Below are 13,337 nucleotides of genomic sequence, written 5' to 3'. Positions count from 1 at the left end.
GGCATGGAAGACACCATTCGTTTCGACGGCCGCACGCTGTTTCTGTCGGAGGACCCGGGCATCGTGCGCCGGCAGCTCGCCGGCGAGTCGATCACGCGCGCCCAGGCGGGCGCCTTGCGCGACAATGTCTCGACCGACGAGATCACGCCGGTCACGGTCATGCTCACGTATGACGAGCGGCTCGGGCGCTATCCCTACGTCGGTTTCAAAGCAGGAAACGAGACGCCGATCGGCGAGCACGACGTGCGCCGCGGCGGGTTCCAGATCACGGTGGCGGGCAAGCGCTACGGCAAGGGGTCGTCGCGCGAATCGAGCCCGCTCGCGGAGCTGTCGGCCGGCATCCGGCTGATCGTGGCCGAGAGCTTCGAGCGCATCTACCAGCAGAACTGCGACAACATCGGCATTCTGACGACGACCGACTTCGGCGTGCTCGAGCGCATCCAGGCCGGCGAAGCCATTCCGATCACCGAATTCCTCAAGGGGCGCGATACCCTCACGCAGCAGATCATCCGCAGCGGCGGCCTGCTCGCGTACAGCAAGTTTGCCGAATGGCCCGCGCCACGGCCGGCCGCGCCCCCGGCGGGCGACGGCCCGCCGCGCACGCTCGTCGAGAAGATCATGGCGCGTCGGCTGCATCCCGCGACGCCGGGCGCCGCGCATGGCGACGGCGTGTTCGTGCGCGCGGACTGGCGTTTCTCGCACGACTACTTCACGGGCATGTGCGCACATCTGATGCATCGCGCATTCGGCGAGCCGGCGGCGCTGCACGACCCGTCGCGCATCATCGCGTTTCAGGATCACCTCGTGCTCGCCGCGCAGAGTCATCCGCACGTCTCGAAGGGGTTGCTGCCGGGCGTGGCGAACCTCGCCCGCGGCCATCGCGACTTTGTCGCGCGCTACGCGGTGCTCTCGCATGGCGAGCTCGGCGCGGACGATGCGAACGATGCGAATGGCATGCGCGGCGCGGATGGTATCTGCCACGCGCTGATGGCCGAGCGTTACGCGCTGCCGGGCCAGATCGTCATCGGCACCGACTCGCACACGCCGCACGCGGGCGCGCTCGGCTGCCTGGCGTTCGGCGCCGGCGCGACCGACATTGCGAACAGTTGGGTGACGGGCTACGTGCGCTGCAAGGTGCCGCAGACGCTTCGCGTCGAGATCGACGGCGAGCTGCCGGCGGGCGTGACGGCAAAGGACGTCGTGCTGCATCTGCTGCGGCTCGACGCCATTCGCCGCGGCGATGCGATCGGGCTCGTCTTCGAATACGCGGGCAGCGCAGTGCGCGCGATGTCCGTGGACGAGCGCGCCACGCTCACCAACATGGTCGCCGAGCTGGGTGGCTTCACCGGCATCGTCGCACCCGACGAGAAGACCGTGGCCTTCCTCAAGGCGCGTCGCGGCATCGACTTCGACATCGAACCGTGGATGACGAGTGACCCCGGCGCCGTCTATCGGGACGTGATTCGCATCGACGCCGGCGCGCTCACGCCCATGCTCGCGCGCCCGGGCGACCCGGGCAATGGCGTGGCGCTTGCCGAGCTGAGCGCGCCGGTGCCGATCGACATCGCCTATGGCGGCTCGTGCACGGCGGGCAAGCGCGACGATTTCGACGCCTATCACGACGTGCTGGCCTGGGGCGTGGCGCATGGTCTGCGCGTTGCCCCGGGACGCTCGCTCTTCCTGCAGTTCGGCACGATGGACGTGCGCGCGTACTGCGAAGCCAGGGGCTATCTCCGCACGTTCGAGGCCGCCGGCGCGACGCTCGTCATGCCAGGCTGCGGCGCATGCGCGAATTGCGGACCGGGGCAGTCGACGTCGGCCGATCAGGTCACGATCAGCGCCATCAACCGGAATTTCCCGGGACGCTCGGGGCCGGGCAGCGTGTGGCTCGCCAGTCCGTACACGGTGGCCGCGAGCGCGCTGGCCGGGCGCATCGTGAGCTTCGATCAGCTCAAGGCGGGCGCGGGGGCGGCTGCCGGACAGGCGTCGTGACGCCGAAGGCCGGCGAGCCGACCGTGCCGTTATTCATGAACATCGCAAATTTTCGCAGTACGTGGCAAAGGTGACAGACGCGACGTCATTCGTGGCACAATGCCGGCCTCGCGCCTGTCGATTCATGGTGTAGCACCGACGCCCGGCCCACCGGCGGCACCGCTTGCCGGCGTGGCCCGCCATGCGTCGGAACAATGAGCCGTTCGGCCATGACCGGACGGGCCCGGAGACGATTTCCATGCCATCCCCCGAAGTTTCGATGCCTTCCATGCCTCGCGCCGCGCAAGCCCCCGCCGCGGCAACTCGCCTCACCGCCGGCGACATTTCCGCCCGCCTCGATCGACTGCCGCCGACGCGCACCGTATGGAAGCTCGTGGTGCTGCTCAGCCTCGGTTTCTTTTTCGAGCTCTACGATCTGCTCTATACCGGCTACGTGGCGCCGGGGCTCGTCAAGAGCGGCATTCTGACGCCGACCACGCCCGGTCTGTTTGGCACGACAGGCGTGGCAAGCTTCATCGCGGCGCTATTCTCGGGGCTCTTCATCGGTACCATCGCCTGCGGCTTTCTGGCCGACCGCTTCGGTCGCCGCGCCGTGTTCACGGGCTCGCTGCTTTGGTACACCGCCGCGAACGTCATCATGGCGTTTCAGGAGAGCGCCACGGGCGTGAACTTCTGGCGCTTCGTGGTGGGCCTCGGCATCGGCGTGGAACTGGTGACGATCGGCACGTACATTGCCGAGCTCGTGCCCAAGCAGATTCGCGGCCGCGCGTTCGCCTGCGAGCAGGCGGTGGGTTTTACCGCCGTGCCGGTGGTCGCGCTTCTCGCCTACTGGCTCGTGCCGCGCGAGTTCCTCGGTCTGGAGGGATGGCGCTGGGTCGTGCTCATCGGCGCGCACGGCGCCGTGTTCGTGTGGTGGATTCGTCGCGCACTGCCGGAGAGCCCGCGCTGGCTCGCGCAGAAGGGGCGTCTCGCCGAGGCCGAGCAGGTGCTCTCCGACCTGGAGGCGAAGGTCGAACGCGAATACGGCCGGCCCCTGCCGGCGCCGGGCGCGCCCGAACCGGTCGTGCCCAGGAGCGCGTTTCGCGACATGTGGGTGCCGCCGTATCGCAAGCGCGCCATCATGATGATCCTGTTCAACGTCTTCCAGACGGTCGGCTTCTACGGCTTTGCCAACTGGGTGCCGACGCTGCTCATCAAGCAGGGCATCACGGTGACGACGAGTCTCGCGTATTCGAGCGTGATCGCGCTGGCCGCACCGGTCGGCCCGCTCATCGGTCTGTGGATGGCCGACCGTGTCGAGCGCAAGCACGCGATCGTCTGGACGGCGGGCATCGGCATCGTGTGCGGGCTGGTGTTCTCGCAGGCGACGTCGTCGTTCCTGCTGATCGCCATGGGCATCGGGCTCACGCTCGCGAACAACATCATGTCGTACAGCTACCACGCGTATCAGACCGAACTGTTCCCGACCGGCATCCGCGCGCGGGCCGTCGGTTTCGTGTATTCGTGGAGCCGCTTCTCGGCAATCTTCACGGCATTCCTGATCGCGTCGGTGCTGCGCAACTTCGGCGTGACGGGCGTATTCGTGTTCATCTCGTGTGCCATGCTGGTCGTCATGCTTTCCATCGGCTTGATGGGCCCGCGCACGCGCGACATCGCCCTGGAGAAAATCTCCCGGTAAGCGCTGCGTATTTCTCGCGGCGCGGACCGGTCCGGGCCGCCGCCGCCCGAATCGCCGCCCGAATCGCCGCCCGAATGCGTCGATATGTCGACGCGCCGATATGTCGACGCGCGCCAGCGGGAGGGTGTCTGTACTGCGTCCTCGCGCGTCCCCGAGTCCTCGCATCCGACGCGGGGCGCGCCCCGCATCCCGCTTCCCTTTACAGCAGTTCGATCTCCGGCAGCGAAAGCAGGCTGGTCTCGCGCATGAGCGAGACGAATTCGCCGATGTACGGCCGCGTCGTGATCGCCGGCAGCGTGGCCGCCCACAGTTGCGCGGTCAGTCCTTGCGGCGTGATCGGACGCGCGCTCACGTAACGCCTTTCCAGATAGCTCGTCACTGCCCACAGCGGCAGGGCCGCCAGGCCGCGCCGGCTCGCGACGAGCTGCAGGATCGCGACCGTGAGCTCCGTGGTGCGGCGCGTGGGTTCGATGCCCGCCGGGCGCAACACCTGCCGCACGATGTCGAGCATGTCGTCCGGCACGGGATACGTGATGAGCGTCTCGTCGCGGAAATCCTCGGCGTCCAGATGCGGCCTGGCCGCAAGCGGGTGATCGTTTGCCATGAGCGCTACCATCTGGAAGCGGAACAGCGGATGAAAATCGACCGCTTCGCCTTCCTCGCGCTCGGAGATGATCGCGAGATCGGCGCGATCCTGATGCAGCAAACCGATCGGATCGGCGTGAAAGCCCGACACGATATCGAGTTCGACTTCCGGCCAGCGCACCCGGAACGCGTCCATGGCCGGCATCAGCCAGTCGAAGCACGTATGGCATTCGACCGCGATGCGCAGCGTGCCTTGCGTGCCCTGCGCGAGCCGCGTAAGGTCGCGCCCCGCTTCCTCGACGGCCGGAACCACCTCTTCGGCGAGCGCCAACAGCCGCTTGCCCGCCGGCGTGAAGACCAGCGGCGACGATTTGCGCACGAACAGCGGCAGTCCGTAGAAGTCCTCCAGCGCCTTGATCTGATGTGAGAGCGCCGACTGCGTGAGATGCAGCCAGAGTGCCGCGCGCGACACGCTGCCGGTGTCGCGCAGCGCGAGCAGCGTCTGCAGGTGACGCAGTTCGATGGGCGTTCTTTGCATGAATTTAATTAATGAAAAACGATAAAAACTTTCGTTTGAATAATACATGGGGTGCCAGGATACTGCCAGCCTGGCGCACACCGCCCGATGACATTCACCTTGCAACATCGCTGGCTCGCAGGAAGGACAACGCTCATGGCCCAGGCCCACGTACTCGGATTGCCGCGCATCGGTGCGCGGTGCGAACTCAAATTTGCCGTCGAGGCGTTCTGGCGCGGCGACACGGACCTCGCGACGCTGCAGGCGGCGGGCCGCGATATCCGGGCGGCCAACCGGCGCGCCCAGCGCGAGGCGGGGCTCGACTGGATCACCGTGGGCGACTTCCATTGGTACGATCAGGTGCTCTCGACGCTGGCGCTGGTCGGCGCTCTGCCCGAGCGCTTCGGTGCGGCCCCCGCGGCGCTGACGCTCGCCGACTACTTCGCCGCCGCCCGCGGCGACGCGCGGCACGGCGCAATGGAAATGACGAAGTGGTTCGACACGAACTACCACTACCTGGTCCCCGAATACTCGCCGCGGACGCGCTTCGGTGCAGGCACGCAATGGCTGTTCGAGGAAGTCGAGGAAGCGCTGAACGAAGCGCGCAACGTCAAGCCGGTGCTGCTCGGCCCGCTCTCGCTGCTGTTCCTCGGCAAGGAGAAGGGCGGGCTGGCCGATCGCTTCTCGCTGCTGCCCGAGCTGCTCGCGCAGTACGAACGCGTGCTCGCGCGCCTGAAGGCGCAGGGCGTGGCGTGGGTGCAGATCGATGAGCCGATTCTCGCGCTCGACCTGCCCGCGCCGTGGCGCGACGCCTTCGCCCCGGTGTATGCCCGTCTGGCGCCGGTCGCGCCGGCGCTCCTGCTCGCCACGTATTTTGGCGACGTGAGCGAACATGTGGCCATGCTTGCCGCGCTGCCGGTGGCGGGCGTACACGTCGATGGCGTGCGCGCGCCGGCGCAGCTCGAAACATTCGCGGCGCAATGGCCCCACGACAAGGTGCTGTCGGCCGGTGTGGTCGATGGCCGCAACGTCTGGCGCTGCGATCTGGCCCGCGCCCGCGCCCGGCTCGCGCCGCTCGCCGAAACGCTGGGCGAGCGCCTGTGGGTGGCGTCGAGCTGCTCGCTCATGCACTGCCCGGTCGATCTGGCCAACGAAGTGCGCCTCGACAGGGAAGTGCGCACATGGCTCGCGTTCGCCAGACAGAAGCTGGACGAAGTCGCGCTGCTGCGTCGCTCGCTCGACGCCGCCGAATTCGCGGGCGCCGAGGTGTGCGCCGCGTTCGCGGCCGATGCCGCCGCCCAGGCCGCACGCCGCACGTCGCCACGCATCCACAATGAAGTGGTGCAAAAGCGCCTGGCGGCGCTCACCGAGGCCGACACGCACCGCGCCTCGCCCTATGCGGTGCGCGCGCATGCGCAGCGCGCCTGGCTCAAGCTGCCGTTGCTGCCTACGACGACCATCGGTTCGTTTCCGCAGACGCCGGAGATTCGGGCGGCCCGAGCCGAGTTCAAGCGCTGCGCGATGTCCCATCTGGACTATCTGGAGACCATGCGCGCCCAGATTCGTCTGGCCATCGAAAAGCAGGAAGCCTATGGACTTGACGTGCTCGTGCACGGCGAAGCCGAGCGCAACGACATGGTCGAGTACTTCGGCGATCTGCTGTGGGGCTTTGCAATCACCGAGCATGGCTGGGTGCAGAGCTACGGTTCGCGCTGCGTGAAGCCGCCGGTGATCTATGGCGACGTGTATCTGCCCGAACCGATGACGGTGACGTGGAGCGCTTACGCGCAGCAACTGACCGACAAGCCGGTCAAGGGCATGCTGAGCGGGCCGGTCACGATGCTGCAATGGTCGTTCGTGCGCGACGATCAGCCGCGCGAGCTTACCGCGCTGCAGATCGCGCTCGCCCTGCGCGAGGAAGTGGCGGCGCTCGAAGCCGCCGGCGTGCGCGTGATCCAGATCGACGAGCCGGCGCTGCGCGAAGGGTTGCCGCTACGCGAGTGCGATCGTGCGGCGTATCTGGAGTGGGCGGTGCGCGCATTTCGCGTGTGCGCTTCCGGCGTGGCCGACGACACGCAGATCCACACGCATATGTGCTATTCGGAGTTTCACGACATTCTGCCCTCGATCGCGGCGCTCGACGCCGACGTGATCTCGATCGAGACGGCGCGTTCCGACATGGAGCTGCTGGGCGCCTTCGAAGCGTTCGAGTATCCGAACGAGATCGGCCCGGGCGTCTATGACATTCACTCGCCGCGGGTGCCGACGCAGGCGCAGATGGAGCAGCTCATCGAGGCGGCGCTCGCACGCATTCCGGCGCAGCGCCTGTGGATCAATCCGGACTGCGGCCTCAAAACGCGCGATTGGGCGCAGGTCGACGGCGCACTCGCCAACATGGTGGCGGCAGCCCGTGCGGTGCGCTCGCGTCTCGCCGCTGCGCAGGCCCGGGCCGCCTGAACCTTACGCGAGCGCCTTCTCGACGATTTCGCGCACGTCCTTCGACAGCGAAGCGTGGCGCGAGACGTCTTCCAGCGCTGCGTGCATGTGCTCGCGCAGTGCTGGCGTGTACTTGCGCCAGCGGTCGAGCACGCGCGCCAGGCGCGCTGCGACTTGCGGATTGAGCGCGTCGAGCGCAAGCACCTGCTCGGCCCAGAAGCGATAGCCCGAACCATCGGTCGCATGGAACTGCGCGGGGTTGCCGCTGCAGAAGCTGAAGATCAGCGAGCGGGCGCGGTTCGGATTCTTGAGCGTGAATGCCGGATGGCGCATGAGCGCACGCACCGCGTCGATCACGCAATGGCTGCCGTCGCCGCGCTGCATGGCCTGCAGCGCGAACCACTTGTCGATGGCGAGGGGCTCGTGCTCGAAGCGCTGGTAGAAATCCTCGAGCGCTTCGGCGGCATGGTTCGGGCCGTGAGCGGCGTCGCCCTCGCGCGCCGCACCGCCACGCTGCACGAGCGCCGTGAGCGCGGCGAACCGATCGGTCATGTTGTCGGCCGAATCGTACTGGGTGCGCGCGGTCTGCGCGACGCCGGCGTCCGAGAGTTCCATCAGGTACGACAGCGCGAGGTTCTTCAGCGCGCGCTCGCCGGCCGACGCGGGATCGGGGCGATACGGCCCCGGCACGCGATGGTTGTGATACGCCGCGAGCCACTCGGTGTGGAGCGACGCCGCCAGACGCTGGCGCAGATACTGGCGCGCCGCGTGGATTGCCGCCGGATCGATCTCCGTCATCTGCTCGCCAAGGTACGACTCGGCGGGCAGCGTGAGCGCCTGGGCGCGGAACGCCGGGTCGAGCGACTCGTCGCGCAGCACCTGGCGGAAGGCTTCGAGCACATAGTTGTCCACGCTCGGCAGTTGCCCCAGCTGAATCGACTCGACGAGCGCGAGCAACTGGCGCGTGGCCAGGCGTTGGCCCGCTTCCCAGCGGTTGAACGGATCGCTGTCGTGCGCCATCAGGAACGCGAGCTCGTCGATGCTGTACTCGTGCTCGACGATGACCGGCGCCGAGAAGCCGCGCAGCAGCGACGGCATGGGGTTGTGCGGCACGTCCACGAACGTGAAGCTCTGGCGCTCCTGCGTGAAATCGAGCACGCGGGTGGTGGCCGCCGGGGTGTCGCCCGTGTCGCCGGCCAGGCGCAGCGCCATGTCCCGCCCGTCGCGATCGAGCAGGCCGACGGCGAACGGAATGTGGAACGGCTGCTTGACGAGCGTTTCGTCCTGCAGCTCCACGCCGACCTTCGGGCAGCGCTGCGTGAGCGTGAGGGTGTAGGTGCGGGCGGCCTCGTCGTAGGCGGCCTCGACGCTCACGCGCGGCGTGCCCGCCTGGCTGTACCAGCGCCCGAATTGCGTGAGATCGCGCTGGTTGGCGTCGGCCATGGCGGCGCGGAAGTCGTCGCACGTCACGGCCTGACCGTCATGGCGCTCGAAGTACAGGTCCATGCCGCGCCGGAAGCCGTCGCGGCCGAGCAGCGTCTGGTACATGCGCACGACTTCGGCGCCCTTCTCGTAGACGGTGACCGTGTAGAAGTTGTTGATCTCGACGTAGCTTTCCGGGCGCACCGGATGCGCCATGGGACCGGCGTCCTCGGGGAACTGCGCCTGACGCAGCACGCGCACGTCGTCGATGCGCTTGACGGCGCGGCCCGACTCGGAGCCCATCATGTCGGCGGAGAATTCCTGATCGCGGAACACGGTCAGACCTTCCTTCAGGCTCAACTGGAACCAGTCGCGGCACGTCACGCGGTTGCCGGTCCAGTTATGGAAGTACTCGTGGCCCACCACGGCTTCGATGTTGGCGAAGTCGTCGTCGGTCGCGGTGGCCGCGTCGGCCAGCACGTACTTCGTGTTGAAGATGTTCAGGCCCTTGTTCTCCATCGCGCCCATGTTGAAGTCGCTCACGGCGACGATCATGAAGCGATCGAGGTCCAGCACGCGGCCGAAGCGCTCCTCGTCCCAGCGGATCGAGTTGATGAGCGAGTGCATGGCGTGCTCGGTCTTCTCGAGGTCCTGCGGCTGCACCCAGACCTGCAGCAGCTTCTCGCGGCCGTCGCCCGCGACGATGCGTTCCTCGCGGCAGACCAGCCGGCCGGCCACCAGCGCGAACAGATAGCTCGGCTTCTTGAACGGGTCGTCCCAGACCGCGAAGTGGCGCCCGTCGGGCAGGTCGCCCTTGTCGATCAGGTTGCCATTGGCCAGCAGCACCGGATAGGCTTCGCGATCGGCGCGCAGCGTGACGGTGTAGGTCGCCATCACGTCCGGACGATCGAGGAAGTAGGTGATCTTGCGAAAGCCCTCGGCCTCGCATTGTGTGAAGAAATTGCCGCCCGAGACGTACAGCCCCATGAGCGAGGTGTTCTCCTGCGGACGACAGCGCGTGACGAGCGAGAGCTCGAACGCCTCGGGCGGCGACTCGACGCTCAGCGTGTCCTCGCTGGCGCGGTAGCCGGCCCACGGCTTGCCGTCTAGCGCCAGGCTCACCAGTTGCAGCCCCTGGCCGGCGAGCTCGAGGTCGCCGCCGGCGCCGGCCGGATTGCGGCGCACGCGCAGACGGCTCGTCACGGTGGTGACGTCGGGTGCGAGGTCGAAGTCGAGTTGGACGGTGTCGATCAAGTACGCCGGGGGCGTATAGTCGGAGCGCTGAATCACGCCTGCGAGGTCGGTTCTGAGCATGGGCGGTGTTTTGCTGACGGCCAAGGATTCATAAATTGTAACGGAGTGTCGGCTCGGGAGTCGCTTCGCGGGAAATTTGCTGAATTTTGGCCCGGCGGCAACGTCAAATGGGCAACGCGGGGCGCGAGATGCCGTCCTATGCTTAAATCGGCGCGAGCGGCGCGCATTCGGCGTCCGCCGCCTTCTCTGGAGCAGTCGATCATGTGGAAACGATGGGCAATGGCGACGTTGGCAGTCGCAAGCGTCTTGTTGGCCGGATGTGCCAGCACGGTCACGAGTCAGGTGACCGCGTTCGGCGATTCGCCAGGCTTCGACGGCCCGCGTACCTACGCGCTCACGCGCACTGCCGAGCAGCAGAACAACCAGGAGCACGCGACCTACGAGCAATGGCTGAAGGCTCGGCTGTCCGGCGACGGCTTTCGCGAGCAGAGTCCCGCGAGCGCGCACTACCTCATCGGCATGACCTACGGTATCACCCAGCAGGTCATGCGCGTGGCCGAGCCGGTCTACGATCCGATGTTCGCGCCAGGCCCGTGGGGCCCATGGGGCCGCCCCTGGGGCTGGTACGGTTATCCATACGGCGCGCCGCCGGCGTATGTCCAGCGCGACTACCCATACGCGGTGGCCGGGCTGCAACTGCGCTTCACCGACCGCGCAAGCGGCAAGGAGGTGTATCGCGTGCAGGCGAACACGAGCGACGCCGGTACGTCGCTCGCGTCAGCCATGCCGTTCCTGATCGACGCCGCACTCAAGCAACTGCCGTTTCCGAGCGGGCGCACGGTCAACGTCGAGCAGAAGGTCGGACAGTAGTTCGGACAGTCGTTCGGACGGCAGCTCGCGCGGCTCGCCGCTCGTGCGCCGGGGGCGGGGCGGCCACGGGCGGCGCGTGCCTGCCGTCGGCGTTGCGGCTCACTGCAGCAGCGTGACGATACCGAGCACGGCGAAGATCACGGCGGCCACCGCGTGCACGGCCCGGGTCGGCAGACGGCCGGCGAACTTGTGGCCGACCAGCACGGCGGGCACGTTGGCGAGCATCATGCCCAGCGTGGTGCCCGCGACCACGCCGAAGAAGTCCTGATAGCGTGCGGCGAGCATGACCGTCGCGATCTGCGTCTTGTCGCCCATTTCGGCAATGAAGAACGTGAGGATAGTCGTGACGAACACGCCGAACTTGCGCCGCGTGTCGGCTTCTTCCTCGTCGAGCTTGTCGGGAACGAGAATCCAGATCGCCATGCCGAGGAACGACGCGACGACGGCCCATTTCATGATGGCGGGGCTGATGGCGCTCGACAGCCACTCGCCGACGGCGCCCGCAAAGCCGTGGTTGACCAGCGTGGCGACGAAAATACCGAGAATGATCGGCACGGGCTTCTTGAAGCGCGCGGCGAGCACGAGGGACAGCAACTGGGTTTTATCGCCGATTTCGGCAAGCGCGACCACACCGGTCGAGACGAGGAATGGGGACACCTTGTTATATCTCCGCCGGGCCGTGAACACGCGAGCCAATGACCATGCATCCCGGCCCGGTTGGCGGAAGCATCGTCATCGGTCTCGCCAGGCCCGAGGGCTGCGCACGCCATAGCCGGAACCGGCCAAGTCTGTTGACGTGCGCCCCTGCCCATGACGGATGTCTGCGGCAGGGCGGCTACTCCCCAATGAATCGGAGCGGATTATAGCATCGACTCACGGCGCCCGGAGCAGAAATGCGGCCGGGCGTTGACGCGAGATGCGCTGCCAGCGCACGCGAGAAGGTGACAAAGGCGCTGTGCGGGCGGCGGGGGCTCACACCGCTTCTCGAGGGCTTCGCCCGTTGGGCGAACGCCATGCGTGCGTGCGGCGCCGCCGGGCGGTGCGACGGCTTCGACCGGCACGAAAAAAGGGCAGCCGGCGGCTGCCCAAGGAGATCCCCGGCCGCATGCCCCTTGCGCGCGGTCGGCGACCGCGAAGGAACGCGCATCGTGCCAAGGCGGCGATTCGAGTTCCCTCGCGTAAGCATCGACGGCGAACGGACGGGGGCCGTTTCGCGCGTCGTGGTCCATTCAGTGTGCCGTGCGGCGATGCACCGGTTTGCCGGCCGCGTAGGTAGCGGCAATGGCGCGGTCGTCGCCGAGCATGGCGAACGCGAACAGCAGTTCTTCGAGCGATTCGGCTCGCGCCGTGCGCCGCGCGAGCAGCGGCGTCGCCTTCGGGTCGAGCACCACGAAATCCGCTTCGGCGCCCACGGCCAGCGTGCCGATCACGCCGTGCAGGTCCAGCGCGTGCGCGGCGCCCTCGGTGGCCAGATAGAACATCCGTTCGGCCGAGAGGTGATAGCCCGACAGGCGCGCCACCTTGTGCGCTTCGTTCATTGTCTGCAGCATCGAGAACGTCGAGCCGCCGCCCACGTCGGTGGCGAGCGTGACCGGCATGCGCGTGGCCTCGGCGGCCGCGAAGTCGAACAGGCCGCTGCCGAGGAACTGGTTCGACGTCGGGCAATGCGCCGCGACCGTACCCGTCTCGAACATGCGGCGGCGGTCGTGCTCGTCGAGCCAGATGCAATGGCCGTACACCGCGCGCCTGCGCAGCAGCTTGTAGTGATCGTAGACGTCGAGATAGCTGCGATGCCCTGGGAACAGCGAGCGCACCCATTCCACCTCGTCGGTGTTCTCGGCCACGTGGCTCTGGATGAACACGTCCTGGTAACGCTGCGCCAGCTCGCCGCACACGCCCAGCTGCGCCTCGGTCGACGTCGGTGCGAAGCGCGGCGTGAGCGCGTAGAGCTGGCGTCCCTTGTTGTGCCAGCGCTGGATGAGCGCCTCGCTGTCGCGCGCGCCGCTCTGCGCGGTGTCGCGCAGAAACTCGGGGCAATTGCGATCCATCATGACCTTGCCCGCGATCATGCGCAGGTTGCGTGCGTCGCTCTCCTCGAAGAAGGCGTTGGCCGAGCCGGGATGCACGGTGCAGTACACCATCGCGCTCGTGGTGCCCCCGCGCAGCAGCTCGTCGAGGAAGAAGCGGGCGACGTCTGCCGCGTATTCCGGATTCTCGAAGCGCCGCTCGGTCGGGAACGTGTACTTCTCGAGCCAGGGCAGCAGCCCGGGCGCCGGCGAGGCGATCATGTCCGTTTGCGGATAATGGATGTGCGTGTCGATGAAGCCGGGCGTGACGACCTTGTCGCGCAGATCCTCGATCGGCGTGCCGGCCGGCAGCGTTGGCGCGACCCGGGCGTAGTCGCCCACGGCGACGATGCGGCCGTTGCCGAAGGCGACGACGCCATCGGTGTGGTGCACGGTCCCTGGCGTGCCGTCGAGCGACGCGCGCGCGGGGTCGTGCGTGAAGTAGACCAGTTGCGCGCGTATTGCATGCATGTCTTGCCGGGCTGGGTTCGTGGTGGACATTTGCGGGGTCCTTCTA

Annotated in this window: 8 protein-coding genes and 1 riboswitch; of the genes, 4 read left to right on the top strand and 4 right to left on the bottom strand. The window is 67.5% G+C overall.

Going from position 1 to position 13,337, the window contains the following annotated elements:
• Positions 1-3: 3 nt before the first annotated feature.
• Both PNO31109_RS08745 and PNO31109_RS08740 read left to right on the top strand, forming a co-directional pair.
• Complete coding sequence (locus tag PNO31109_RS08745) at positions 4-1,992, top strand: aconitase family protein (protein ID WP_150555220.1); 1,989 nt, start codon at positions 4-6, stop codon at positions 1,990-1,992.
• A gap of 259 nt (positions 1,993-2,251) precedes the next feature.
• Positions 2,252-3,670, top strand: a complete 1,419-nt coding sequence (locus PNO31109_RS08740) for an MFS transporter (protein ID WP_150555219.1) — start codon at positions 2,252-2,254, stop codon at positions 3,668-3,670.
• A gap of 199 nt (positions 3,671-3,869) precedes the next feature.
• On the opposite strand, the gene PNO31109_RS08735 is transcribed toward PNO31109_RS08740, so the two are convergent.
• Positions 3,870-4,793: a LysR family transcriptional regulator gene (locus tag PNO31109_RS08735; protein ID WP_150555218.1), complete on the bottom strand. Its 924-nt coding sequence runs from the start codon at positions 4,791-4,793 to the stop codon at positions 3,870-3,872.
• Between the two features lie 135 nt (positions 4,794-4,928).
• Here PNO31109_RS08735 and metE point away from each other — a divergent pair, with 135 nt between their 5' ends.
• Complete coding sequence (gene metE, locus PNO31109_RS08730; protein ID WP_150555217.1) at positions 4,929-7,229, top strand: 5-methyltetrahydropteroyltriglutamate--homocysteine S-methyltransferase; 2,301 nt, start codon at positions 4,929-4,931, stop codon at positions 7,227-7,229.
• A 3-nt stretch (positions 7,230-7,232) separates the two neighbouring features.
• On the opposite strand, the gene pepN is transcribed toward metE, so the two are convergent.
• Entirely contained in the window at positions 7,233-9,944 is a 2,712-nt protein-coding gene (pepN, locus tag PNO31109_RS08725; protein ID WP_150555216.1) for an aminopeptidase N, read from the bottom strand.
• A gap of 219 nt (positions 9,945-10,163) precedes the next feature.
• On the opposite strand from pepN, the gene PNO31109_RS08720 reads away from it, so the two are divergent.
• Complete coding sequence (locus PNO31109_RS08720) at positions 10,164-10,754, top strand: DUF4136 domain-containing protein (protein ID WP_174966335.1); 591 nt, start codon at positions 10,164-10,166, stop codon at positions 10,752-10,754.
• A 99-nt stretch (positions 10,755-10,853) separates the two neighbouring features.
• On the opposite strand, the gene PNO31109_RS08715 is transcribed toward PNO31109_RS08720, so the two are convergent.
• Both PNO31109_RS08715 and guaD read right to left on the bottom strand, forming a co-directional pair.
• On the bottom strand, positions 10,854-11,411 hold the full coding sequence (locus PNO31109_RS08715) for a TMEM165/GDT1 family protein (protein WP_206111365.1): 558 nt from the start codon (positions 11,409-11,411) through the stop codon (positions 10,854-10,856).
• A gap of 14 nt (positions 11,412-11,425) precedes the next feature.
• Positions 11,426-11,610, bottom strand: a riboswitch (yybP-ykoY riboswitch).
• A 373-nt stretch (positions 11,611-11,983) separates the two neighbouring features.
• Positions 11,984-13,321: a guanine deaminase gene (gene guaD, locus PNO31109_RS08710; RefSeq protein WP_150555213.1), complete on the bottom strand. Its 1,338-nt coding sequence runs from the start codon at positions 13,319-13,321 to the stop codon at positions 11,984-11,986.
• Positions 13,322-13,337: the final 16 nt, after the last annotated feature.

The sequence above is a fragment of the Pandoraea nosoerga genome (assembly GCF_902459585.1).
In the GTDB taxonomy this organism is placed as follows: Bacteria; Pseudomonadota; Gammaproteobacteria; order Burkholderiales; family Burkholderiaceae; genus Pandoraea; species Pandoraea nosoerga.
The sequence above is the reverse complement of the archived record's forward strand: the minus strand, read 5'-3'. Positions and strand labels throughout refer to the sequence as shown.